19 protein-coding genes, 1 other RNA gene, 1 pseudogene and 1 riboswitch are annotated in these 23861 nt (G+C 59.9%); of the genes and pseudogenes, 14 read left to right on the top strand and 7 right to left on the bottom strand.

From position 1 onward, the window contains the following. Positions 1-32 precede the first annotated feature (32 nt). Complete coding sequence (gene thiC, locus DW661_RS08660) at positions 33-1367, bottom strand: phosphomethylpyrimidine synthase ThiC (protein WP_099431544.1); 1335 nt, start codon at positions 1365-1367, stop codon at positions 33-35. Next, a riboswitch (TPP riboswitch) is annotated at positions 1359-1475 on the bottom strand. It overlaps the preceding gene by 9 nt. Before the next feature lie 62 nt (positions 1476-1537). Between thiC and DW661_RS08655 the strand changes: the two genes are divergently transcribed. After that, positions 1538-2053 (top strand): hypothetical protein, encoded by a 516-nt coding sequence (locus DW661_RS08655; RefSeq protein ID WP_118935366.1) that lies wholly within the window; start codon positions 1538-1540, stop codon positions 2051-2053. A gap of 40 nt (positions 2054-2093) precedes the next feature. On the opposite strand, the gene DW661_RS08650 is transcribed toward DW661_RS08655, so the two are convergent. Together DW661_RS08650 and DW661_RS08645 are read right to left on the bottom strand one after the other, a co-directional pair. Then, positions 2094-2903: a YaaA family protein gene (locus tag DW661_RS08650; RefSeq protein ID WP_118935365.1), complete on the bottom strand. Its 810-nt coding sequence runs from the start codon at positions 2901-2903 to the stop codon at positions 2094-2096. 103 nt (positions 2904-3006) lie between these two features. Next, positions 3007-4404 carry an aminopeptidase gene (locus DW661_RS08645; RefSeq protein ID WP_118935364.1) on the bottom strand — a complete coding sequence of 466 codons (1398 nt, stop codon included), beginning with the start codon at positions 4402-4404 and terminating at the stop codon, positions 3007-3009. A 166-nt stretch (positions 4405-4570) separates the two neighbouring features. Here DW661_RS08645 and polA point away from each other — a divergent pair, with 166 nt between their 5' ends. Then, positions 4571-7315: a DNA polymerase I gene (gene polA, locus DW661_RS08640; RefSeq protein ID WP_118935363.1), complete on the top strand. Its 2745-nt coding sequence runs from the start codon at positions 4571-4573 to the stop codon at positions 7313-7315. 345 nt (positions 7316-7660) lie between these two features. On the opposite strand, the gene DW661_RS08635 is transcribed toward polA, so the two are convergent. Further along, positions 7661-8488 (bottom strand): Cof-type HAD-IIB family hydrolase, encoded by an 828-nt coding sequence (locus DW661_RS08635; RefSeq protein ID WP_118935362.1) that lies wholly within the window; start codon positions 8486-8488, stop codon positions 7661-7663. A 554-nt stretch (positions 8489-9042) separates the two neighbouring features. Here DW661_RS08635 and DW661_RS08630 point away from each other — a divergent pair. The 4 genes from DW661_RS08630 (at position 9043) to ndk (ending at position 13004) form a co-directional block, all read left to right on the top strand. Then, complete coding sequence (locus tag DW661_RS08630; RefSeq protein ID WP_035138001.1) at positions 9043-10269, top strand: argininosuccinate synthase; 1227 nt, start codon at positions 9043-9045, stop codon at positions 10267-10269. Between the two features lie 233 nt (positions 10270-10502). Beyond that, positions 10503-10673 (top strand): hypothetical protein, encoded by a 171-nt coding sequence (locus DW661_RS10170; RefSeq protein ID WP_158556904.1) that lies wholly within the window; start codon positions 10503-10505, stop codon positions 10671-10673. Between the two features lie 118 nt (positions 10674-10791). After that, entirely contained in the window at positions 10792-12222 is a 1431-nt protein-coding gene (argH, locus tag DW661_RS08625) for an argininosuccinate lyase (RefSeq protein WP_118935361.1), read from the top strand. A gap of 377 nt (positions 12223-12599) precedes the next feature. Beyond that, a complete protein-coding gene (gene ndk / locus DW661_RS08620; RefSeq protein WP_055251725.1) occupies positions 12600-13004 on the top strand; it encodes a nucleoside-diphosphate kinase in 405 nt (134 codons plus the stop codon). 183 nt (positions 13005-13187) lie between these two features. Here the strand turns inward: ndk and rpiB are convergent, their stop codons facing one another. After that, positions 13188-13655 carry a ribose 5-phosphate isomerase B gene (rpiB, locus tag DW661_RS08615; protein ID WP_055251633.1) on the bottom strand — a complete coding sequence of 156 codons (468 nt, stop codon included), beginning with the start codon at positions 13653-13655 and terminating at the stop codon, positions 13188-13190. A gap of 274 nt (positions 13656-13929) precedes the next feature. On the opposite strand from rpiB, the gene DW661_RS08610 reads away from it, so the two are divergent. Next, positions 13930-15249 (top strand): serine dehydratase subunit alpha family protein, encoded by a 1320-nt coding sequence (locus tag DW661_RS08610; RefSeq protein WP_118935360.1) that lies wholly within the window; start codon positions 13930-13932, stop codon positions 15247-15249. Here DW661_RS08610 and DW661_RS08605 read toward each other — a convergent pair. Beyond that, positions 15246-16004, bottom strand: coding sequence for an HAD family hydrolase (locus tag DW661_RS08605; protein WP_117779341.1), 759 nt, complete (start codon positions 16002-16004; stop codon positions 15246-15248). The two genes, DW661_RS08610 and DW661_RS08605, sit on opposite strands and share 4 nt — an antisense overlap. Positions 16005-16319: 315 nt before the next feature. Between DW661_RS08605 and rpsA the strand changes: the two genes are divergently transcribed. The 3 genes from rpsA to DW661_RS08590 all read left to right on the top strand — a co-directional run bounded on the left by rpsA (position 16320) and on the right by DW661_RS08590 (position 19105). After that, a complete protein-coding gene (rpsA, locus tag DW661_RS08600; protein WP_022095232.1) occupies positions 16320-17486 on the top strand; it encodes a 30S ribosomal protein S1 in 1167 nt (388 codons plus the stop codon). A 323-nt stretch (positions 17487-17809) separates the two neighbouring features. Then, positions 17810-18171: RNase P RNA component class A (rnpB, locus tag DW661_RS08595), an RNA gene on the top strand. A gap of 298 nt (positions 18172-18469) precedes the next feature. Further along, positions 18470-19105, top strand: coding sequence for a YigZ family protein (locus tag DW661_RS08590; protein WP_118935359.1), 636 nt, complete (start codon positions 18470-18472; stop codon positions 19103-19105). 68 nt (positions 19106-19173) lie between these two features. Here the strand turns inward: DW661_RS08590 and DW661_RS08585 are convergent, their stop codons facing one another. Next, entirely contained in the window at positions 19174-19620 is a 447-nt protein-coding gene (locus tag DW661_RS08585; protein WP_055251626.1) for a C-GCAxxG-C-C family protein, read from the bottom strand. Positions 19621-19854: 234 nt separating this feature from the next. Between DW661_RS08585 and DW661_RS08580 the strand changes: the two genes are divergently transcribed. The 4 genes and pseudogenes from DW661_RS08580 to DW661_RS08565 all read left to right on the top strand — a co-directional run. Then, positions 19855-21138 carry an O-acetylhomoserine aminocarboxypropyltransferase/cysteine synthase family protein gene (locus tag DW661_RS08580; protein ID WP_117800332.1) on the top strand — a complete coding sequence of 428 codons (1284 nt, stop codon included), beginning with the start codon at positions 19855-19857 and terminating at the stop codon, positions 21136-21138. Positions 21139-21279: 141 nt separating this feature from the next. After that, positions 21280-22584, top strand: coding sequence for an MFS transporter (locus tag DW661_RS08575; protein ID WP_117800331.1), 1305 nt, complete (start codon positions 21280-21282; stop codon positions 22582-22584). 159 nt (positions 22585-22743) lie between these two features. Beyond that, entirely contained in the window at positions 22744-23322 is a 579-nt protein-coding gene (locus DW661_RS08570) for a xanthine phosphoribosyltransferase (RefSeq protein ID WP_022095227.1), read from the top strand. A gap of 155 nt (positions 23323-23477) precedes the next feature. Further along, positions 23478-23786 (top strand): annotated as a pseudogene (locus tag DW661_RS08565) (peptide chain release factor-like protein); the annotation flags it as partial. Between the last annotated feature and the right edge of the window lie 75 nt (positions 23787-23861).

Here is a 23861-nt window from a genome sequence, read left to right as displayed (position 1 = left end):
ACCATGTTACCGATTGCGGCTCCGGTGACGCGTTAATCCTCCATGCCGAGGTCGATCGTTGTGCCTTCGAACACCTTGTTAACGGTACGGACGGCGCACATCTTGCCACACATGGTGCAAGTGCCCTCGGTGGCGGCGGGAGACTCCTCGTAGCGCTTCTTGCCCGTAACTGGGTCGAGCGCGCACTTCCACATGGCGTCCCAGTCGAGCTTGCGGCGTGCCTGGCCCATCTTGTCGTCCATGTCGCGGGCGTGCGGCACCTTCTTGGCGATATCGGCGGCGTGTGCGGCGATCTTGGTAGCCATGAGGCCATCGAGCACGTCCTGGGCGTTGGGCAGGCACAAGTGTTCGGCCGGCGTCACGTAGCACAGGAAGTCGGCACCGGAGCTGGCGGAGATAGCGCCGCCGATGGCAGCGGTGATGTGGTCGTAGCCCACGCCGATATCGGTCACCAGCGGCCCCAGCACATAGAACGGGGCGTTGTGGCACAGGCGCTTCTGTAGCTTCATGTTGGCGGCGATCTCGTCGAGCGCCATGTGACCCGGGCCCTCGACCATGACCTGGACGCCGGCAGCCCAAGCGCGCTTGCACAGCTTGCCCAGCTCGATCATCTCGGCAGTCTCTGTGGCGTCGTTGGAGTCGTAGAGGCAGCCCGGGCGGCAGGAGTCGCCGAGCGAAATCGTCACGTCGTACTCGTGGCAGATCTCGAGCAGCTCGTCAAAGTACTCGTAGAAGGGGTTTTCGTTGCCGGTGACCTCCATCCAGCCAAACAGCAGCGAGCCGCCGCGGCTCACGATGTTCATGAGGCGGCCGGTCTCCTTAAAGGTCTTGGTGACCGACTTGTTGATGCCGCAGTGGATGGTCATAAAGTCCACGCCGTCCTCGGCGTGCGCGCGCACGACCTCGAACAGGTCATCCTTGGTAAGCTTGACCAGCGGCTTTTCCATGTAGCCGATGGCGTCGTACATGGGGACGGTGCCCACCATGAGCGGCGTCTCGTCGATGAGCTGCTGGCGGAACTGGCGCGTCTTGCCCGAGTTGGAGAGGTCCATGATGGCGTCGGCGCCAAAGTCCTCGGCGATCTTGACCTTCTTCCATTCCTCGGCGGCATCGGCCTTGTCGCCCGAGATGCCCAAGTTCACGTTGACCTTGGTGGACAGGCCCTCACCGACGCCAAAGGCGCGCATGCCTTTTTTGATGTGCACGATGTTGGCGGGAATGGCGATGCGGCCGTCGGCCACGCGCTCGCGGATGTACTCGGGGTCGCGATGCTCGCGCTCGGCGACTTCCTTCATCTGCGGTGTGATTTGCCCGGCGCGGGCGAAGTCGATTTGCGTGACGAGCTTGGGCTCGGTCTGTGTGCTCATTGGCACGGCTCCCTTCGTTGGCATTACCCATATCAGGTTTGCGGGTCAGGGCGGGCGCGCCCAATCTCAGCCTGCCGTCTTGTCCTGCAAGCTCCCCGTTATGTCATGGGCTCAAGTATAGCCTGAATGGGTACGATTGGGCCAACGAGCGTGCCTGTGGGGAGGCGAACATGGAAGACAAGCATCTATATCGAGAGACGCAATGGGACGTATCGGCCGAGGAAAGCCGTGCGCACCATGGCCTTGTCGCGATTGGTTTTGCGGTGCTTGCCGTGTTGGTGATTGCCTTTTGTATTTGGACGTTCGGCGGTCATGGCGGCGCCACCTGGGGGTTTGAAGCCGACGAGGGCCTGCCGATTATGACCATGAAAGTTTCTGGTGGCAACACGGTTGCCGCACCGGGTGACTATTGGTATCCGCGCGACGAGTTTGTGCAGCTGCAGCTGAGCGGCGGGTCTATTCCGGGCGAAGAAATCGAACGCGTGACGTTTGATGCGACGCTCAAAACGCTGACGGTGGAGCTCAAAGATCAGGGAGACGTGCCCACGACCATGGACATTGCGCTGACGGAATGGCGCTTGGAGCCCCCGGCGGGCGCTGCGGTATCCGAGGTGGAGCACGTTAAGATTACCTACCAAGATGGCTCGACAAACGAAGTTGCCAAAGCCGACGGCTTGGCGGAATAGACGCCGTGCCTAGGCAGCACATTCAAAAGTATCGGTGGTCCTACAAGGTCTGTTCGTTCAGGAAGACCAAAGTGTTCTTATTTGAAAGCTCGGGAAAGTGACGATAACCAACGTCAAACGCGGTGAGCCCGCTTACATCCTCGAGCTTGTTTTCTGCCATCCAGCGCACCATGGAACCACGTGCCTTTTTGCTGGCGGTCGAGCGCTGGATGGGCTTGCCGTTGCGGATGCCTTCGCCAAAGAGGCACGTGACGACCGTGGCGTCGCCCGCGAGATGGGGCAGAACGGCTTTGGCGTACTCTACGCTGGCGAGGTTGACGATCGTGGTGTTTGAGCCTGCCGGGGCGATAGCCCGCGCGAGCTTGTCGCTCCAAAACGCATAGAGGTCTCGGGCATCGTCAACGGCGAGCTTCGCGCCCATTTCCAGCCGATATGGTTCGACGGCATGAAATGGGCGAACGCACCCGTAGAGGCCGGAGAGGATCCACAGGTGGCTTTGCAGCCATGCGAGCTGCGCGGAATCCATCACCTCGGGCGCCATGCTCTGGTATTGAATGCCGTGGTAGGACATGACGGCAGGGGAGAGGTGACAGGCGAGTGCGGGATTGTCGAGATCGCCGTTTTTCAGGATGGGCCCGAACTCATGCAGGATGTTGAGGCAAGGCCCCAGCAGTTTGTCACTCACGTTCCATAGCGCCTGCAGGCTGTCGCTGCCTTCATTCCGCTCGATATCTAGCAGTGCGCGGTGGAGGCGAGCCGTCTCGCGCGCAAAGGGTGGGATGCCCAGGACTTCAAAAGCATCTTGGGCCGCGCGCATCTGCTTGGCGGGCGAAATGATGACCTGCAGCATGGACTCTCCTCTGCCAAAAAGGAAGTTGCGGTGGAATACGGTCTGTTTTGGCCGTTTATGGGCCAGTTTAGTCCGTATTTCACCGCAACTGACGAAGGGTTGGTTAGGCTCGCTCGATGAAGGCTTTGTAGCCGCGATAGGCCTCGTAGATATCGGCCTTGTTGGCGACCTCCCACAGGGCGTGCATGGACAGGACGGCAACGCCGGAGTCGATGACGTTCATGCCATACTTGGCCATGATGTAGGCAATGGTGCCGCCGCCGCCCGCGTTGACGCGACCGAGCTCACAGGTCTGGAAGTCCACGCCGGCCTCGTCCATGATGTCGCGGATGAGGGCCACGTACTCGGCGTCGGCGTCGTTGGAGCCGCCCTTGCCACGGCTGCCCGTGTACTTGTTAAAGCACAGGCCGCGACCCATAAAGGCGGCGTTCTTGGTCTCGAACTTGCCGGCATAGCCCGGGTCGAAGCCGGCAGACACGTCAGAGGAAAGCATGCGGCTGCGGGCGAGTGCGCGGCGCAGGGCCAGCGGGCTATTCTCGCCGGCGAGCGTCATGATCTCGGCGACGGTGTTCTCGAAGAAGCGGCTCGTCATGCCGGTGGCGCCTACGGAACCAATCTCCTCTTTGTCGACGATGAGCGTGATGCTCGTGCGCTCGACATTGGCCACGTTGATCTGGGCGAGCATGGAGGGGTAGGCGCAAACGCGGTCGTCATGGCCATAACCCAGAATCATAGAGCGGTCGAGGCCCATGTCGCGGGCGGGGCCGGCGGGCACGACCTCGATTTCGGCGGAGAGGAAGTCCTCCTCCTCGACGTCGTACTGCTCCTTAAGGATGTCCAGGAACATTTGCTTGACGGGCTCCTTGGGGGCGTCCTTGTCGTCCTCGTCAAACTTGACGGGGCGGCCGCCCACGATCACGTCGAGGATCTCGGCATCGACGGCGTCCTTGGCGGGCTTGGACATCTGCTCGCTCGAGAGGTGGATCAGCAGATCGGAGATGGTAAAGACCGGGTCGTCCGCCTTGTCGCCGATATTGATGTCGACGGTGGTACCGTCCTTTTTGCAGATGACGCCCACGAGTGCGAGCGGGGAGGCTACCCAGTGGTAGCTCTTGACGCCGCCGTAGTAGTGCGTGTCGAGGTAGGCCATGTCGCCGGCCTCGAAGGCGGGATTCTGCTTAAGGTCCAGGCGCGGCGAGTCCACGTGGGCGCCCAGGATGTTAAAGCCCTGCTCGAGCGGGGCGGTGCCCAGGTTGACGAGCATAAGGTCCTTGCCGTGGTTGGCGGCGTACACCTTGTCGCCTGCCTTGAGCTCGCGGCCTTCGGCGATCACGGTCTCCAGGTCGACGTATCCCGCCTCCTCGGCCATCTTGATGCCGGTCTTGACGCACAGGCGCTCGGTCTTGTTCTCGCTCAAAAACTGCTTATAGCCGCGGCAAAGCTCCTCGAGCTCCTCGATTTGCTGTGGCGTGTACTTTTTCCATGCGCAGGGACGCTCCATGACGCAGGCTCCTTTCGGATCGATCGTGCTGGTTGATGTACCGTGAGCCATCGTATCACGCGCGGGCTCACGGTGGCGGGGGAGCTTGATGTGAGGTGGCCGCGGGGCGGGGAGCGTGTAAACTGGAGTGAGCAAACCGTGCCCAGCCTAAAGCGAGGTATTCAATATGTCTGAAAAGCGCCGCACCTTTGCCGTTATCGACGGCAACTCGCTCATGCATCGCGCCTTCCACGCCGTGCCGCCGACCATGAATGCGCCGGACGGTCGCCCCACCAACGCGATTTTTGGCTTTCTGAACATGTTTCTCAAGATGATCGACGCCTTTAACCCCGATGGTGTGGTCGTGGCATTTGATAAGGGCAAGCCGCGCGTGCGCATGGAGATGCTGCCGCAGTATAAGGCGCAGCGCCCGCCCATGGACCCCGATCTGCACGCGCAGTTTCCGATGATTAAAGAGCTGCTCACCGCGCTCAACGTGCCGATTCTGCAGTCCGAGGGCTGGGAAGGCGACGATATCCTGGGCACTATGGCTCGCCTAGGTGAGGAAGCCGGCTGCGACATGCTGCTGGTGACCGGCGACCGCGACATGTATCAGCTCGTGACCGAGCACGTCAACGTGGTCTCGACCCGCAAGGGCCTGTCCGACGTGGCGATTATGACGCCCGAGAGCGTGGATGACCTGTATCACGGCATTACGCCGGCGCTCGTGCCCGATTTTTACGGTCTGAAGGGCGATACGTCGGACAACATTCCCGGCGTACCGGGCATCGGCCCCAAAAAGGCGAGCGCACTCATCGCGCAGTACGGCAGCTTGGACGAGGTCATCGCGCATGCTGACGAGGTCAAGGGCAAGATGGGCGAGAACCTGCGTGCGCACATCGACGATGCACTGCTGAGCCGCAAGGTTGCGACTATTCGCACCGATGCGCCTGTCGAGCTCGACTTTGGCGCGACGTCCTTCCCGGCGTTTTCTGCCGACGAAGTCTCCGCGGCGCTGGGCACACTCGGCATCACCGCCATGCAGAACCGGTTCTTGGCGCTGATCGGCGATGAGGGCGGGGCAGCTGCCAGCACGTTTGAGATTCCCGCCGTTTTGCGCGCAGCCGCCGGCGATGCTGGCGCGCTTGGTGCCGTTGCGGCTGAGGTCTCCCGCGTGATTGATGCCGGCGAGTGGGTCGCCGCCGTGGTGGACGATGACAAGGAAGAGGGCGCGCTCTTTGGGCTGACGCGCACGCTGTGGTTGGCGACGTCCAAGGGCCTGTTTGCGCTCGAGGAGGGCGACAGCGGTGCGGCGGCTGAGGTTGAGGGCTTCAGCTTCGCCCACGGCGTGATTGCCGGCGTGCTCGCGCGTCTGTTTATGGAAGGCCGTGTGGCGAGCCCGGACATGAAGGCACTGCTGCATGAGCTTTCGCCCATCGATTCTTCTGAGCTCGAGCTCATGGATCCGCTGGCAGTCGATTCCACGCGCATCTTCGATACCGTTGTTGCCGCCTACCTGTTGGATTCCGACCGCTCCGAGTTTGACGAGGTGTATCTGGCCGATACGTATCTGCAGATGGCGCTGCCTGCGGCGCGCGGCGCAGAGGGTGCTGGCGAGGACGCTCCTGCGCCCGCCGCTCGCACGGCGGCCTTGACGCTGGCGCTGGTTGCACCGCTGCGTGACCGCATGGCCCGCGAGAACGCCGCCAACGTGTTCGATGGGATCGAGATGCCGCTCGTGCCGGTGCTTGCCAAGATGGAGCGCGCGGGCATGCTCGTGGACCCCGACCGCCTGCACAGTCTGTCCGAGGGCCTGGCGACCCAGATTGCCGATGTCGAGCGCAGCATTCGCGACCTGGCCGGCGACGAGACCTTTAACATCGGCAGCCCCATGCAACTCTCGCACGTGCTGTTTGATGTTATGGGACTTCCGACCAAGGGCCTCAAAAAGACCAAGCGCGGCTACTATTCGACCAACGCCAAGGTGCTGAGCGACCTTGCCCGCGACCACGAGATCGTGCGCCTGATTTTGGACTGGCGTGAGAAGTCCAAGATTAAGTCGACCTATCTGGACACGCTGGGCCCGCTGCGCCGTGGTGACGGGCGTGTGCACACCACGTACAACCAGACCATCACCGCGACGGGGCGTTTGTCTTCGAGCGACCCCAATCTGCAAAACATTCCGACGCGCTCGGAGCTGGGGCGTACCGTCAAGACGGCGTTCTCGGCGGGCGAGGGCAGCGTCTTTTTGGCGGTGGACTACTCGCAGATCGAGCTGCGCCTGCTCGCGCATCTTTCGGGTGACGAGCACCTGGTGCGCGCCTTCAACGAGGGCGAGGACTTCCATGCCGAGACGGCCGCGCGCGTATTTGGCGTGCCGGTGTCCGAGGTGACACCCGACCTGCGTAGCCGCGCCAAGGCCGTGAACTTTGGCATCGTGTACGGTCAGCAGGCCTATGGTCTGTCGCAGTCGCTGCACATCTCGATGGCCGAGGCGCGCGATATGATCGATCGCTACTACGAGGCCTACCCGGGCGTGCGCACGTTCCTCGACAACGTGGTGGCGCGTGCCAAGCAGACGGGCTATGCCGAGACCATGTACGGCCGCCGTCGCCATATTCCTGAGCTCAAGGCCAAAAACCCGCAGCTCCGCGGCTTTGGTGAGCGCACGGCCATGAACCACCCCATGCAGGGCACCGCCGCCGACATCATCAAGATCGCCATGGCCCGCGTAAGCCGTCGCTTGGAAGAAGAAGGCTTTGCCGCCCACATGATCCTGCAGGTACACGACGAACTGGACTTTGAGTGCCCCGTCGACGAAGTCGAGCGCCTCACCGCCATGGTCCGCGACGTCATGGAACACGTAGTAGACCTCCGCGTACCGTTGATCGCCGAAGCCAGCACCGGCATAACCTGGGCCGACGCGAAATAGGGAAGCACTCCGTAAGGCAAGCTCGCCCAAGACGCAAGCCCCCACATACTTAAGATTTGGGACAAACACTACTGATTAATTTGTCCCACAGTAACCAAAACAGAGGGGAGCCCCTTCCAACAAGGGGCTCCCCTCTGCTCAAATCATTTCAGCTAAGTATCTAGACACTCAAGACGCCATCTTGGCGGCAGGAAAGTAAACCTAGGACCTGGCCGGGCGGCGCGGATTAGTTTTTCGTAGATTCCGCACGAGCCGGAAAGCACTTAATGTGCTTTCCGAGCGAGCCCAGGACCTGACCGAACGAAAAACTAATCCGCGCCGCCCGGCCAGGTCCGACGAGCAACGTTAACGTGCCGCCAGGATAGCGTCGATGAGTGTCAGTACGCCCCCGTCGTTGTTGCTCGGAATGCGCCATTTGGCGTGCGCGTTCATGTGCTCCTCGGCATTGTCCACGATAAAGCTGTGACCGACGCGCTCCAGCATGGGGATGTCGTTGTAGGTATCACCCACGGCGGCGGCGTCGGCAATATCGATGCCGAGCTGCTCGCACAGATGCGCGACGCCGGCGCCCTTGTCGACACCCAGGTTCATAAAGTCGATCCACTCGCGCCCGGCGTTGGTGACGTAGAGCTTGTCCGAGAACTCGGGGCTATAGGTCTCGCGGAATGCGGGCTCGGCATCGTAGGCAGGGAAAAAGATCGAGATCTTATTGGACTCGATATCGATGCCCTCAAAGCTATCGACGTAGTTAATCGTGTTGTAGTAGACGCTGATCTCGTCGTGGTATTGATGGTCGCGGGCAAGCACGTAGAACTCGTCGAAGCAGCACAGGACGGGGACAGCGCGCGGATCCTCCGAGGCGCGGCTCAAGACCTGCTGGTACAGTTCCACGTCGATAATGCTTTTATAGATATAGTTGCCGCGATAGATCACGCACGCTCCGTTGTCGGGACAAAAGGCGAGGCGGTTCTTGATGCCCTCGAACATCTCTTCGAGCTTGGGGGCGGGACGTCCGCTGGCGGGGCAGAATACGATGCCGGCGTCGGCGAGCTTGTCCAAGCGCTCATCAAGACCCTGCGGCAACACGCGCTCGTCGGTCAGCAGCGTTTTGTCCATGTCGACGGCGATGAGCTTAATGTTTCCGATATTGGCGTCCGATTCGTAAGTTTGCATAAAATCGAGCCTTTCGTTTCGAAATTGTTTCAGATGTTATAACCATCAACTCGTAGTCAGGCGTATTTTCGCAGGAACGGAGCGTATTTGCACCACGCTTCACAAAGTAATGAAAAAACTTTTCAGAAATTTGAATTTGTCGCTTGTGCTGCGGGCACTTTAGCGTAATATAGCGACCATCGAAAACGGAGACGGCAAAAGAGCCGCTTACCGAGGAAAAGGTACCGTTTACGATATTTGAATTGCGCCCGGCGATAGGTGAAAGGAGAGGCAGATGCAGTTCGTAAAGATCATCACTACTGCAGACAATGCCATCCGACGCCAGCGCGCAATTTCCCGACGACGATAACAATCGTCTCTGTCCTCATGGGGCGAATTGCCTCAACAGAGTCATTTTGAGGTCGTTGGGTTTTAGCACGACATTGCTGCATGTTTCTAGGGCATGTATGTGCTGATTTTTGCTATTTAACCTGATATTGCACGGTATATGACCTTGAAATGACTTGCAACTGACCGATGTTCTAACTAGCTACCAAGGGCGAAAGGAAACAGCCATGAGCAAGGAAAAAGTCGTTCTCGCATATTCCGGTGGTCTTGATACATCCGTATGTGTCAAGTGGCTCCAGGACGAGAAGAATCTCGATGTCGTTTGCGTCTGCGGCAACGTGGGCCAGGAGGAGACCGGCCTGGATGCCAAGAAGCAGAAGGCGCTCGATCTGGGCGTTCTCGATTGTCAGGTGCTCGACCTGCGTGACGAGTTCTCCGATGAGTTTCTGACTAAGGCCATCGCCGCAAACTCCATGTACGAGAACAAGTATCCGCTGCTCTCCGCCCTGTCTCGCCCGCTGCTTGCCAAGAAGCTTGTCGAGGTCGCTCACGAGTTTGGCGCGACCTACGTCGCCCACGGCTGCACCGGCAAGGGTAACGACCAGGTTCGTTTTGAGGCTGCCGTCAAGGCCCTCGACCCCGAGCTTAAGGTTATCGCCCCGGTTCGCGAGTGGGATCTGAAGTGCCGTCCCGACGAGGTCGCCTATGCTCACGCCCACAACGTGCCGGTTCCCGAGGGTGCCAACGATAACCCCTATTCCATCGACGACAACCTGTGGGGTCGTGCCATTGAGTGCGGCCACCTGGAGGATCCCTGGAACGAGCCGCTCGACGACGCCTGGGTTATGACCAAGAACCCCGAGGACACGCCCGACACCCCGACCTACACCGAGATTGAGTTTGAGGCCGGCAAGCCCGTCGCCGTCGACGGCAAGAAGATGAAGCTCTCCGAGATCGTCATCGCCCTCAACAAGATTTCGGGCGACAACGGCTTTGGCCGTCTCGACCTGGTCGAGGATCGTCTGGTGGGCCTCAAGAGCCGCGAGTGCTACGAGGTTCCCGGTGCCCTGACGCTCATCACCGCCCACAAGGCACTCGAGGACATCTGCGTCGAGGGCGACCTGCTCAAGACCAAGATCAAACTCGAGCAGGATTGGGCCACCGCCGTGTACAACGGCCAGTGGTACAGCCCGCTCAAGAACGCGCTCGACGCCTTTATGGCCGACACCCAGAAGTTCGTGACCGGCACCGTCCGCCTGAAGTTCTTTAAGGGCAACTGCCATGTCGTCGGCCGCAAGAGCCCGTTTAGCCTGTATGACTACGGTCTGGCTACCTACGACCGTGACACCACGTTTGACGAGAAGGCCAGCGCCGGCTTTATCGAGATCGATACGCTGTCGCTCAAGACGTGGGCAAAGGTCCAGGGCCCCAGCTCTGCTGCCGCCCAGGCCTAGTGCCTCCTTCCCTTGGTATCCGCGCGGCCCATCCGCGTGATACATAACGGGCGCATGGGGTCCCTACCTTTCGTTATGCTTGCTGACACTTCTTAACATCGGTGGCCCCTACGTTCCGCCCGCATATATGATGCCGCGACTGCGGCTGAGTCCGAGCCCCGCCGGGGTTGTCCGGCGGGGCTCCTTCTATCAATTTGGCGGCTCTGCGCCTATATATATGAGGAGTATCCATTATGTTCAATGCTATTGCGCATGCTTTGCTTGCCCTCGCGCCTGAGATCGATACTGCAAAGGTCGAGGATGTCCCTATGAGCCTGAAGGCCTGGATCGATGGTTCGCAGGGTAACATCCGGAGGGAGACGTTGGGCGCCAAGTGCATGGTGCGTCACTTCTTTGCAAATTAGCTACATGGCCCCGCGCACGGCAGGGAGTGTGTAAAACTAGCGGTTGATAAATCGCTTTAGCGACAGGGCACATTGCTTTGGGCGCTTGTTTTGGTATTTGGAGAAAGGAGACGGTTCCATGGCTCTTTGGGGCGGTCGTTTTGAGGCGGGCGTGGCCGAGGTCACGCAGGAGTTTGGCGCGTCGTTGCCGGTCGACAAGCATCTCTATAAGCAGGATATCGCCGGCTCTAAGGCGCATGCCAAGATGCTGGCCGCCCAGGGCATCATCAGTGTCGAAGACGAGCAGGCGATTGCCGAGGGCCTGACCGGAATCGAGCAGGATATCGATGCCGGCAACTTCACCTTCGATATTAACGACGAGGACATTCATATGTCTATCGAGAGCGAGCTGACACGTCGCATCGGCGAGGCCGGTAAGCGCTTGCATACCGGGCGTTCGCGCAACGACCAGGTGGCGACCGATACGCGCCTAGGCGTCAAGGCGCTGGCCAAGGAGCTCATGGAGGCCAATCTTGAGCTGCGCCATGTGCTGGTGGATGCGGCCAAGAAGTACGACAAGGTGATACTGCCGGGCTACACGCATATGCAGCACGCTCAGCCCGTGCTGCTCTCGCATCATCTGCTGGCGTATTCCTGGATGTTCGCGCGCGACTTTACACGCTTGAAGGCCGCCTTTGATGCCGCCGACAACTGCCCGCTGGGTGCTGCCGCGCTTGCCGGTACGAGCTATCCGCTCGATCGCCAGATGACGGCTGCCGAGCTTGGCTTTGCGGGCGTGATCCCCAACTCGCTCGATGCGGTTTCCGACCGTGATTTCCTGCTCGATCTGCATTACGCCGGCTCCGTCATGGCGATGCACCTGTCGCGTCTTTCCGAGGAGATTGTGCTGTGGTCGAGCTCCGAATTTGGCTTTGTCACGCTTTCAGACTCCTACTCCACCGGCTCGTCCATCATGCCGCAGAAGAAGAATCCCGACTTTGCCGAGCTTATTCGCGGCAAGAGCGGTCGCGTGTACGGCAACCTGGTGCAGTTGCTCGTGACCATGAAGGGCTTGCCGCTCGCCTATAACAAGGACTTGCAGGAGGACAAGGAGGGCGCGCTCGATACCGCCCGTACGCTCATTCAGTGCCTGTCCGTTATGGCCGGAATGATTTCGACTTGGACCGTCAACGAGGATGCCATGGCGCGCGAGTGCGGTGTGGGCCACTTGGCAGCCACTGATGTTGCCGATTACCTGGCTAAGCGCGGCCTGCCGTTCCGCGAGGCGCACGCCGTGGTGGGCCATCTTGTCCTGATGTGTGAGAAGCGTAGCTGCAATCTTGAGGACCTGCCGTTTGAGGTGTTCCAGGAGGCAAGCCCGCTCTTTGAACGCGATATTACCGAGGCGCTCGACATCCCCTCAATTGTCGCCGCGCGTACGACCGAGGGTGGTACCGCCCCTGCTGCCGTTGCCGTGCAGTTGGGAAGCGCCGAGGCGCAGCTCGCGGCCGATGAGGGTGTGTTTGGCTCGTTATCCAAGGTCGTCGAGATGGGCCACGGAGCTAATTAGCTTATTGGATGCGTCTGTCTGGTGTGTTCATCATATTTTGCCTTTACGGGTGCCCGCTACGGTGGGCACCCGTTTTGTTATAGAGAAGGAAGGAGCTTGTCGAGAACTTCTGTAGGACATTTGCGCAGGTTGTGAAGGGGGTGCGTTCACGGGCGACAATCGACCGCCCGTTCTGTTCGTTGCAGTTGAAAGTGGGACGGATGGTACTCTAGTCGGGCTTCGAAACAGAAGTGACACATATGGAGCGCTTTAATAAATAATAACGCTTCAATAAACGGCTTTTTGTTTAACTGCAGCTAGAACTCTGTTACGATGCAGTCCAGGCGGGTGCCGGAATGGGACTTGGGCACGCGCGAACCTACTTGAAAGGCTACCTTATGGCTATCGAGAAGACCTTCATCATGATTAAGCCCGACGCCGTGCGCGATCGCAAGATCGGCGAGATCGTTGCTCGCATTGAGCGCAGCGGCCTTGTTATCGAGCGCATGGAGATGACCACGCTCGAGCGCGCTACCGTCGAGGAGCACTACGCCCATCTGGCCGACAAGCCCTTCTTTGGCGGTCTCTGCGACTTTATGACGAGCGGTCCGGTCGTCAAGATGGTCGTTTCCGGCCTCTCCGCTGTCTCCAAGATGCGCACCCTTATGGGCGCCACCAACCCGCTTGATGCTGCCCCCGGCACCATTCGCGGCGACTTTGCTGTCGATGTCAACGCCAACGTGATCCACGGCTCCGACTGCCTGGAGAACGCCGAGATCGAGATCAAGCGCTTTTTTGGCTAAACCAGCTTTGACTCCTTAAAGCTGTTAGCGTGTGGCTTGGGCGCCGCGGAACTCCATCCGCGGCGTCCTTTTATATTCCAGTAGATTTTTGGGACATGTCTAGAAATCTACTAAAGAGCCCCCGCCTGGAATGTGCGTGCATTCCAGGCGGGGGCTGTCGCTAGCGTATGGCGTTGTAAGTTTTTAGGCCTCGTCGACGACCTTGAGACCGCGGGTCTGGTCGATCTCGTTGAGGAGGTTGACGCGACGCTCGTGGCGGCCGCCCTCGAACTCGGCGTCGAGCCACTCGTCGACGATCATCTTAGCGAGCTCGGAGCCAACGACGCGGGCGCCAAAGGCGAGCACGTTGGTGTTGTTGTGCATGCGGGAGAGCTTGGCGCTGAAGGGCTCGGAGCACACGACGGCGCGTACGCCCTCGACCTTGTTGGCAGCCAGGCTAATCCCGACGCCGGTGCCACAGATGAGGATGCCCAGGTCGACGTCGCCGTTGGCAACGGCCTTACCCACCTTGTAGCCGGCGATGGGGTAGTCAAAGCTCTCGGAGGTGTCGGTGCCAAAGTTCACGACCTCGCAGCCGCGCTCCTTCAGGTGCTCGGAGATGATGTTCTTGAGCTCGACGGCGGCGTGGTCGTTACCGATACCGATCTTCATGGATGGTTCCTCTCTGGTCTGTGCGGCGCAAATGCTAAAGGTGTTTACCGCGTTCGACTGCATGATAGCGCGACTTTTGCGTAAACGCTCGGGCGTTTTTTGGTCAAACGCTTTAGCATGCAACAAGACTGGCTTCTCATGAATGAATGCTGTCAGTTTGTGCTTGAGCGCCGTCCGCCGGAACCATGGTTGCGGTTTTTGATGCATTGTTATCAAATAAAGGAGCTATTTATTAACTTGAGAGCCAAGCCCGTTATGCAAGCAGGAGATACCTATGCCTACCGATTCCCTTCGTGATGCCGCGTTTTGCGATGTTTTGAACCGCGAGCTTGTCTGTGCACTCGGCTGCACCGAGCCCATTGCCGTTGCCTATGCAGCGGCGTTGGCGAGCCAGACGCTCGGTTGCGAACCCGATCATATGGATGTTGCCTGCTCGGGCAACATCATCAAGAACGTCAAGAGCGTGACCGTGCCCAACTCGGGCGGTATGCACGGTATTGAGGCCGCGGCCGTGCTGGGTGCCGTGGGCGGCGACGCCAAGAGCGCGCTCGAGGTGCTCGAGAGCGTTAACGATGAAGACCGCGCTCGCGTGGCCGAGCTCCTCGCCGACGCCGGCTACTGCGATGTGTCGCTTGTCGAGGGCGTGCCCAACCTCTACATCAAGGTGACTGCGACGGCCGGGGGCCATACCGCGGTCGTCGAGATTACCGATCACCACACCAACGTCACGTGCCATACGCTCGACGGTATTCCGGTATGCGGCAAGTCGGCGGGGGAGTGTGCCGCATGCGCCGAGCGCGTGGTGGCCGAGCGGGCGGCGGATAAGGCCGACACGCCCATGTCGATTGAGTCCATCATCGACTTTATCGAGGACGGTGACATTGAGGACGCCCGCGCTGCCGTTGAGCGTCAGATTGAGCTGAATGGCGCGATCAGTGCCGAGGGCCTTGCGCACGCTTGGGGTGCCGAGGTTGGCCGTACGCTGCTAGGTGCTCGTGCCGATGACGTTGCCTGCCGTGCCCGTGCCCGTGCCGCCGCCGGGTCCGACGCCCGCATGAACGGCTGCGCGCTGCCGGTCGCCATTGTGTGCGGCTCTGGCAATCAGGGCATTACCTGCGCACTGCCCGTTATGGAGTATGCCGAGTACCTGCGCTGCGACCACGACCGCCTGGTGCGCGCCGTGATGCTGTCCGATCTCATTGCCGTGCATATCAAGAGCTATATCGGTGCGCTCTCGGCGTTTTGCGGTGCTATTTGCGCCGCGTGCGGCGCCGGCGCTGCGATTACCTGGCTGTGCGGTGGCACGTGCGAGCAGATTGGCGCGACGGTCTCGAATACGCTCGGTAACGTGGGCGGCATCGTGTGCGACGGCGCCAAGGCGAGCTGTGCCGCCAAGATCTCGGCTGCCGTCGATGCAGCGATTCTGGGCCATGATATGGCCATGCAGGGTCGCGGCTTCCGCGCCGGCGAGGGCCTGATCCAAGATACCGTTGAGCAGACAATCGCCAGTATGGGCTACGTAGGCCGTGTGGGCATGAAAGATACCGACGTCGAGATCCTCAACATCATGATCGGCAAAACCCAAGTGTGCTAGGACAGTTCGTCGGCTACTTGGTGTTCGTAGAAGGCTTCTACTACGGCGTTAAAGTCGCGGGCGAAGCCTTCCATGGTTCCGCGCCAGGTGACTCGGTTGGGCTTGCCCTGGCCTACATAGGCAGTCTGAATGCCGCAGGCGGGGCTAGGGAAGTCGCGTTTGGGATCGTTGCCCACCATAAGGACCTCGTGCGGTTCGAGCCCCATCACCTGAAGCTGCTCTAGATAGTAGGTGGCATCAGGCTTGCAGCGGGTGGCGTTTCCCATGTGCGTGACGAGCTCAAAGGGGGCGTCGGCCAGGTCGCCCCAACCCATGCGGCACTCGATGGCCCCCTGCGGAAAGCTGGGGTTGGTAAAGAGCGCGCAGCGCAGCCCTGCGTCCTGTACGGCCTGGAGCGCGGCGTGTGCGCCCGGCATGGCATGGGCGTTGATGAGTTCGTCATTCTTGTACGGAAGAACTTCGCGGTCGTAGTAGGTAAACGCCTCGTAGATGAGGGGATCGGAGAGGCAAATCCCGCATCGGCGCTTGACCTCTTCTTGGTAAAACTCAAGATTGGTGCGGTTGTCCGTGCCGCTGCGGCGATTGGCGTTGAGGTCGACCAGGATGGTGCCGAGGCGTGCCATCGTGCCACCGCGGCTGCGGCGCCCGATATCCGCGAGCATCGAAGAGACATCCTTAAAATAGCGAAGGATGAACGCGTTGAGGTTGATGCTAAGAAGCGTTTCGTCCATATCGAAAACGACTGCTTTGAGCACGCGGGCACCTTTCTCGAAAAATCGATCTAGAATCGTTGGCTCCGGATACTTTACCCCAAAGCCGAATGCCTGGCTGGTTATCGTCAAGTTGCGGAGACGTGTGTTCATAAGATTACGAAAAAGTCTCCACACGAGTAAAAAATCGCAGTTCACGCTTGAAATCGAACTCATTTCCCCGTAACCTATACGAACGTGATTGCATAAGCGTCACATTAGTATCTGTCGGCTCCCGAGTGTTCCTAAACGTTGTGTGCTTGTCGCACCCTTCTGTAGGTCCTAGCAATCGGGGCCCCGTAGTTCGAAAGGGGTCCACCTTTGAGTGAGATTCAGAACTCGTCCATTTTCTCTCTTGACGATGTCAACGAGGAGGAGATGAACAACCTCATCGACGGTACGATTACCGACTTTGATGAGGGCGATCTCGTTAACGGCACTGTCGTTAAGATCGAGCATGACGAGGTGCTCGTTGACATCGGATTCAAGTCCGAGGGCGTTATCCCGGTCCGCGAGCTGTCCATCCGCAAGGACGCTAACCCTGCAGACATCGTTGCACTCGGTGATCCCATCGAGGCTCTGGTTCTCCAGAAGGAGGACAAGGACGGTCGTCTGGTCCTGTCCAAGAAGCGTGCCGAGTACGAGCGTGCTTGGAACCGCATCGAGGAGAAGTTCAACTCCGGCGAGAACGTCGAGGGCGAGGTTATCGAGGTTGTCAAGGGCGGCCTGATCCTCGACATCGGCCTGCGTGGCTTCCTGCCCGCTTCCCTCGTCGACCTCCGTCGCGTCAAGGACCTCACCTCCTACATGGGCACCCGCATCGAGGCCCGCGTCATCGAGATGGACCGCAACCGCAACAACGTTGTCCTCTCCCGTCGCGTCGTGCTCGAGGAGTCCCGTAAGGCCGAGCGCTCCGAGATCCTGTCCAAGCTCAAGTCTGGCATGCGTCTCCAGGGCACCGTTTCCTCCATCGTCGACTTCGGCGCCTTCGTCGACCTCGGCGGTATCGACGGCCTCATCCACATCTCCGAGCTCTCCTGGAACCACGTCAACCATCCTTCCGAGGTTGTCAAGGTCGGCCAGGAGGTCGAGGTCGAGGTTCTCGACGTCGATCTCAACCGCGAGCGCATCTCCCTGGGTCTCAAGCAGACCACCGAGGATCCGTGGCGCGCACTGGTCAAGAAGTATCCCGTCGGCGCTATCGTCGAGGGCACTGTGACCAAGCTTGTCCCGTTCGGCGCTTTCGTCGATCTGGGCGAGGGCATCGAGGGCCTGGTGCACATCTCCGAGATGGCCAACAAGCACGTCGATCAGCCTTCTCAGGTCACCCACGTGGGCGACAAGGTTCAGGTCAAGGTCATGGAGATCGACCTCGACCGTCGTCGTATCTCCCTGTCCATGAAGTCCGCTGCTGAGACTCTGGGCGTCGAGATCGAGGTTACCCCGCTGCCTTCCGAGAAGAAGGACGAGGAGACTGACGCCGAGTAAATCGGTTTGACGATCACTTGTTTTAAGGGATCCGTCCGTAATGGACGGGTCCCTTTTTGCATTTGGCGCCGAGATGCGCAATGCTGCCGGGCTGTCCACAGGCTATTGGATTGTCGGTGCATGAAAAAAGCCGACATCCCGCCTCGGGGAGGAGGCGGGAACGCACCGAGTAGACGGAGGGGTGCGGAGCGCGGTCGCGTCTCGACTGACGACGTTGCCCATCGACAGGACCATTGTAGCGCATGGCGGTTCTTGGTTTATCGTGTCGAGCGTTTGCGTTGTGCCATTGCCTGCGGCAACGGTGTGTTACACTCTTGCACTGCTGAGTGGGCCAGACGGTCGCGCGATGTGCTGCTTGCAGCACGCGTGAGGAAAGTCCGGGCTCCAGAGGGCGGGATGCCGGCTAACGGCCGGGCGGAGTGATCCGACGGAAAGCGCCGCAGAAAAGAAGACTCCCACCTGCGCCGCAAGGCGTAAAGGGAAAAGCTGAAACGGTGGTGTAAGAGACCACCAGCGTCGTGGCAACACGGCGGCTTGGTAAGCCCCATCCGGAGCAAGCGCGAATAGGAACGCTATGGGCCGGCCCGGTCCGCGTTCGGGTAGCGTGCGTGGAGCTGCACGGTAACGTGCAGACAAGATAAATGACCGTTCACGACAGAACCCGGCTTACAAGCCCACTCAGCTATCTTGTTGACGCTGCGACGGCGTCAGCTGGCCGATTTGGCGCTCATTCGTCGGTCGCCGCCATAAGGCGTGCTCCCTCCTCTTTCGGGCCAAATCGACTCAGCTGACGCCGTCTCGCTGTTTTTGCCTGGTCATCGGCGGCTCCATTTTTGTTGCGGTCTCGGCTTTCAAGTCGCCTTGCTCGCGCTGACGGGTTCTCGCTTTCGTTGACGGAATCATCGGCGTTGTCATTCTTTTTACTAGGGTTATCGTATTATTGAGGCTGTTTGTTGCTCGCTTTATTCTGTTGAGGGGCTTCGTTGGACAGCTATTTTACTCTGCAATCGAATATTGAGGTTTCGGGTGAGCTTGTGGACCGCAAGAGCCGGTTTATTGCCCAGCTGGTCCATATTGAGTCCGAGGACGAGGCGAATGCCTTTATCGAGATGGTTCGCAAGCGTCATTACGACGCTCGACACAATGTTCCCGCGTGGATTTTGGTCGATGGACGCGAGCGCCAGAGCGATGATGGTGAGCCGAGCCGCACGAGCGGTATGCCGACGCTCGAGGTGTTGCGCGGTGCGGAGCTCAAAAATGTTTGCTGCGTAGTGACGCGCTATTTTGGCGGCACGCTGTTGGGGCCGGGCGGCCTGGTTCGCGCCTATACTGCGGCGACGCAAGCGGCGGTGGCCGCGGCTCAGGAGGCCGGGCAGATCGTCGAGATGACGAGTGTCGTGCCTGTTGACGTGCATGTGGCCTATCCGCAGTATGAGCAGGTGCTTCGCTTGGCCCAGGATTCCGGTGCCAAGGTTTCGGATACCGAGTACGCGGATGCCGTGACACTTCATTTGGTGTTTAAGGCGGGGGAGCAGGAGTCGTTTTGCGCTAAGATGCGCGAGCTTATGGCGGGGCGTGAGGAGATTGAGGTCGGCGCTCCCGAATTTGCCGAGTTCTAACGGCGACGGCCGGCGTGCTTTTGGATGGATCCTAAGCGCGCCGGCCGTCGTTTTACTGTTGCTGTCGATTACTCGGCGAGCTGCTTTAGCACATCACAGGCGATTTCGACGGCATCGTCGATGCAGCCGGGGCAGCTGCGGAGCGGACCCTTATCCGATCCGATGCCCTTGAGCGTGCCGCAGACGGTTGTTGTGTTCTTCTCGCCAAAACGCTTGGCGATTTCGCGCGACAGCTTGTAGGTCTGGCCCTTGGTCTTCGGGTTTTCCATGCCATCGCTCATTACAAAGCCCATGATGGCCACGGCGCCCGAGATGGCGCCGCAGGTCTCGGTCATACCGCCCATGCCGGCGCCAAAGCCCTCGGTGAGGGTAAAGGCGACCTGGGGGTCGAGCCCGACAGCGGGCGCGAGCGTGCAGGCGACGGCCTGGGCGCAGTTAAAGCCACGGGCGTGGTATTCGGCAGCCTGAGCCTGACAGGCGGTGATGTCGAGCTGGGCCGTATCGATTTGCTTCATCGTTGTCTCCTTGGTTACGGTGTACCCGCCTATGGTACCCGTGACGGGGCATTCGCTTATCGAGACCGCAGTGCATATCTCATTGTTTTTCGCCATCGAACACTTTCTTAAGATTTGGGACAAATAAACCTGATTAATTTGTCACATAACCTATCGGCGGGATGGGTTGAGAGGGCTGCGGGGTAGCGGTATCGTGAACCGAATAAAAACAAAACCCAAGTAAGGGAGTTGGATATGAGCGAGCAGACCATCGGAACTACATGTGTTCAGGGCGGCTATCATCCGGGCGATGCGGAGCCGCGCCAGGTGCCCATCTACCAGTCCACCACGTGGAAATACGACACGTCCGAGCACATGGGCAAGCTGTTTGACCTGGAGGAGTCGGGCTACTTCTACAGCCGTCTGCAGAATCCCACGTGCGATCTGGTTGCCGCCAAGATCTGCGAGATGGAGGGCGGCACCGCTGCGATGCTCACGAGTTCGGGCATGGCCGCGAACTTCCTCGCGATCTTTAACGTGGCCGGTGCCGGTGATCACGTGGTCGCGAGCTCTGCTATCTACGGCGGTACGTATAACCTGCTCGCCCACACCATGGGCCGCATGGGCGTGGCTTGCACGTTTGTCGCCCCCGACTGCACCGATGAGGAGCTGGAGGCAGCCTTTGAGCCCAATACCAAGCTCGTCTTTGGCGAGACGATTGCCAACCCCGCCCTTGCCGTGCTCGATATTGAGCGCTTTGCCAAGGCCGCGCATGACCACGGCGTGCCGCTGATGGTCGACAACACCTTCCCGACGCCCGTGATGTGCCGTCCCTTTGAGTGGGGCGCCGACATCGTCACGCACTCTACCACCAAGTACATGGATGGGCATGCGGCCTACCTGGGTGGCGTGATCGTCGACCACGGCCAGTTTGACTGGATGGCCCATGCAGACAAGTTCCCGGGTCTCACCACGCCCGACGAGAGCTATCACGGCGTGACCTATGCCGAGAAGTTCGGTCGCGAGGGTGCCTTCATTACCAAGGCAACCGCTCAGCTCATGCGCGACCTCGGCCCCATGCAGAACCCGCAGGCGGCGTTCTTCTTGAACAGCTCGCTCGAGAGCCTGCATGTGCGTATGCCGCGTCATTGTGAGAACGGCCTGGCCGTTGCCAAGTTCCTGCAGAGCCATCCCAAGGTGCGCTTTGTGAGCTATCCGGGCCTGGAGGGCGATAAGTACTATGACCTGGCTCAGAAGTACATGCCCAACGGCACGTGCGGTGTCGTGAGCTTTGGCTTTAACGGTGGTCGCGCGGCGGCCGAGACCTTTATGAAGAGCCTCAAGCTCGCCCAGATCGCCACGCATGTGGCCGACGCCCGCACTTGCTGCCTGCATCCCGCTAACGCCACGCACCGCCAGATGAACGATGAGGAGCTCATCGCCTGTGGCATTTCCGCCGACATGGTGCGCCTGTCGTGCGGCCTCGAGGACACGGCCGATCTGATTGCCGACCTTGAGCAGGCGCTCGAGCAGTGCTAGGCTAGCTCCGTACAAGGTGCCGATGCTGGCAGAAAGCTTCGGTGACCTTTTGTTCCGATTCCGTAGGCGGGGCCCCAATCGCGTCTGTTTGCAGGCGATTGGGGCCCCGTTTTTTGCATTGGGCCACTCGAAAGGATGGATATGGAGAAAACCGCAGAGCAGCTGCGCCGCGAGCACATTGCCCTAGAGGGCGATACTCATGGCAAGAACAAATGGGCGATTCTGTTTACCGTGCTCATCATGACGTTTATGTCGTGTCTGGATTCGACCGTCGTGACCGTGGCACTGCCCGTGATGCAAAAGGAGCTGGGCGTGGGCCTCGACCGCATTCAGCTGGTGAGCTCGGTGTATCTGCTTGCGACGTGCGTGGCCATGTTGCCGTTTGGTCGTTTGGGCGACGTGCGCGGCAAGGTGGGCGTGTTCCAGCTGGGCGTCATTGTCTTTACGCTCGGCTCGTTGCTGTGCGGCCTTTCGGGTTCTCTCGAAGTTCTTATTCTGGCACGCATTGTGCAGGGCGTCGGTTGCGCGGCGGCCATGGCCAACAACATGGGCATCATCACCGAGTCGTTTCCGGCGCGCGAGCGCGGTCGTGCCATGGGTATTCTCGCGACCTTCGTGGCCCTCGGCATGATGTGTGGCCCCGTGCTCGGCGGCATGCTGGTGGCAAGCTTTCCCTGGGAGAGCATCTTCCTCATCAACCTGCCCATTGGCGTCATCTCGTTTATTGTGGGGCTCTATACGCTACCGCATGTTAAGCCGGAAGCCGGCGAGCGCCCCATGTCCCTGTTTGAGGCTGCTCGTCGCTGCTTTGCAAATTCGGCCTTTACCATCAACCTTGCCTGCATGCTCATCGTGTTCGTTGGTATTGGCGCATCCGAGTTTATCCTGCCGTTCTATTTTCAGGACGCCCACGGCTTTGGTTCTGACATTTCCGGATTGCTTTTTTTGGCGCTGCCGATGGTGAATGCCTTTATCGGCCCGCTTTCGGGTACGGTTTCGGACCGTGTCGGCTGCGAGGGCCCCACGGCGGTCGGCCTGGGCGTGTATGTATGCGGTCTCTTTGTGGTAAGCACGCTCGACGAGCACTCTTCCATCCCTGTGATCGTGTGCTGCGTCGCGTTTATGTCGTGTGGTACGTCGATTTTCCAGAGTCCCAATAACTCGCTGTATATGGGCTCGGCTCCGCGCGAAGCGCTCGGCTTTGCGGGCAGCCTGGGCAGCCTGGCGCGCTATGCGGGTATGGCAGTGGGCATTACGGCGGCGTCGCATATCCTGTATGGGCAGATGAGCGTGGCGATGGGCGAGGCCGTGACCAGTTTTGTCGCAGGTCGTCCGGATGTGTTCCTGTTTGGTTTCCGTTCGGTGTTCTATGTGTTGATGGCTGTGGCGGCAGTGGGCTTTGCGCTCGCCATGGTGCGTTTGGTGAAGATGCGCGCCCGTCATTAGCGTGTTGGGAGGCTGTCTGCCACGAACGGGCCTATCTACTGGTCTTGCGGCTTTATGGTGCGATGCGGCTTGTGGGACGGGCGGGGGTCGGTCCGTGGTAGACTATCGAACAACGTTTATTAATCGCGCGGTATCGTTGCCGCGAGAAGGGGTTGCGCCATGCAGGAGCTTGAGGATCGTATTCGCCATGACGGCATCGTAAAGGCCGGTAACGTCCTTAAGGTTGATGCCTTCCTCAACCACCAATGCGACGTTGAGCTGTTCGACCACATGGGCGCCGAGTGGGCCCGTCTGTTCGAGGGTGTCGAGATCAACAAGATCCTGACGATTGAGGCTTCGGGCATTGGCATGGCATGCATCGCGGCTCAGCATTTTGGCGGCGTGCCGGTGGTCTTTGCCAAGAAGGCACAGTCCATCAACCTCGACGGCGAGCAGTATGCCACGACCATCTATTCCTTTACCAAGCAGAAGGAGTACCCGGTCATCGTGGGCAAGCGCTTCCTGTCCGAGGGCGATAAGGTCCTGATCATCGATGACTTCCTGGCCAACGGCTGCGCGCTTGAGGGTCTTATCAAGATCTGCGAGGCCGCGGGTGCCGAGGTGTCCGGTATTGGCATTGCCGTGGAGAAGGGCTTCCAGGGCGGTGGCGATAAGCTCCGCGAGCGCGGCTTCCGCGTCGAGAGCCTGGCCCGTATCGCCGATATGGACTGCGAGACCGGCGAGATCACCTTCGCCTAAGCGCGCAACACAAGCGATTGGTATTCGATGTGACAAAGGGACTTTCCCTTTGTCACATTTTTTGTATGAGGGGAGGTGTTGATATGGATGAGAACAAGATGGGATGGCGTGAGTATGCGCGCTATGCCGAGATGTCGGCCGAGGAGTTGGCGCGCGATTGCGAGGTGCAGGTGTTTCGCGCGACGGGTCCGGGCGGACAAGGCGTCAACACGACGGACTCGGCGGTGCGCATGAAGCATGGGCCCACGGGGATTGTCGTGACGGCGCGCGAGAGCCGTAGTCAGTTTCAGAATCGCAGCTGCTGTCTGCGTAAGCTGCGCGCTGAGCTTGAGCGTCGCGGGCGTCCACCGCGCCGACGCGTAAAGACTAAGGTGCCACAGCGCTCTCGCCAGCGCAGGCTCAACGATAAGCACTTCAACGCGATTAAAAAGGCCAACCGTCGCAAGCCGGGCGGGGAGGAATGATCTTCTCAATAAGTTGCGGTGAAATAGGGACTGTTTGGGGGTGCGGACAGAAAGTTGGACCGCGGGGCGGTCCGG

Origin of the sequence: Collinsella sp. AM24-1, from assembly GCF_003470325.1 — a bacterium.
Taxonomy (GTDB): Bacteria; Actinomycetota; Coriobacteriia; order Coriobacteriales; family Coriobacteriaceae; genus Collinsella.
The sequence above is the reverse complement of the archived record's forward strand: the minus strand, read 5'-3'. Positions and strand labels throughout refer to the sequence as shown.

What these genes read in the sequence shown, in the direction of transcription:
- polA (WP_118935363.1), top strand. Translation starts at nt 4,571, where the DNA reads ATGTCTGAAAAGCGCCGCACCTTTGCCGTTATCGACGGCAACTCGCTC.
- DW661_RS08580 (WP_117800332.1), top strand. Translation starts at nt 19,855, where the DNA reads ATGAGCGAGCAGACCATCGGAACTACATGTGTTCAGGGCGGCTATCAT.
- thiC (WP_099431544.1), bottom strand. Translation starts at nt 1,367, where the DNA reads ATGAGCACACAGACCGAGCCCAAGCTCGTCACGCAAATCGACTTCGCC.
- DW661_RS08645 (WP_118935364.1), bottom strand. Translation starts at nt 4,404, where the DNA reads ATGGAGCGTCCCTGCGCATGGAAAAAGTACACGCCACAGCAAATCGAG.
- DW661_RS10170 (WP_158556904.1), top strand. Translation starts at nt 10,503, where the DNA reads ATGTTCAATGCTATTGCGCATGCTTTGCTTGCCCTCGCGCCTGAGATC.
- DW661_RS08630 (WP_035138001.1), top strand. Translation starts at nt 9,043, where the DNA reads ATGAGCAAGGAAAAAGTCGTTCTCGCATATTCCGGTGGTCTTGATACA.
- DW661_RS08570 (WP_022095227.1), top strand. Translation starts at nt 22,744, where the DNA reads ATGCAGGAGCTTGAGGATCGTATTCGCCATGACGGCATCGTAAAGGCC.
- DW661_RS08655 (WP_118935366.1), top strand. Translation starts at nt 1,538, where the DNA reads ATGGAAGACAAGCATCTATATCGAGAGACGCAATGGGACGTATCGGCC.
- ndk (WP_055251725.1), top strand. Translation starts at nt 12,600, where the DNA reads ATGGCTATCGAGAAGACCTTCATCATGATTAAGCCCGACGCCGTGCGC.
- DW661_RS08635 (WP_118935362.1), bottom strand. Translation starts at nt 8,488, where the DNA reads ATGCAAACTTACGAATCGGACGCCAATATCGGAAACATTAAGCTCATC.
- DW661_RS08585 (WP_055251626.1), bottom strand. Translation starts at nt 19,620, where the DNA reads ATGAAGCAAATCGATACGGCCCAGCTCGACATCACCGCCTGTCAGGCT.
- DW661_RS08575 (WP_117800331.1), top strand. Translation starts at nt 21,280, where the DNA reads ATGGAGAAAACCGCAGAGCAGCTGCGCCGCGAGCACATTGCCCTAGAG.
- DW661_RS08650 (WP_118935365.1), bottom strand. Translation starts at nt 2,903, where the DNA reads ATGCTGCAGGTCATCATTTCGCCCGCCAAGCAGATGCGCGCGGCCCAA.
- rpiB (WP_055251633.1), bottom strand. Translation starts at nt 13,655, where the DNA reads ATGAAGATCGGTATCGGTAACGACCACGCCGCCGTCGAGCTCAAGAAC.
- argH (WP_118935361.1), top strand. Translation starts at nt 10,792, where the DNA reads ATGGCTCTTTGGGGCGGTCGTTTTGAGGCGGGCGTGGCCGAGGTCACG.
- DW661_RS08610 (WP_118935360.1), top strand. Translation starts at nt 13,930, where the DNA reads ATGCCTACCGATTCCCTTCGTGATGCCGCGTTTTGCGATGTTTTGAAC.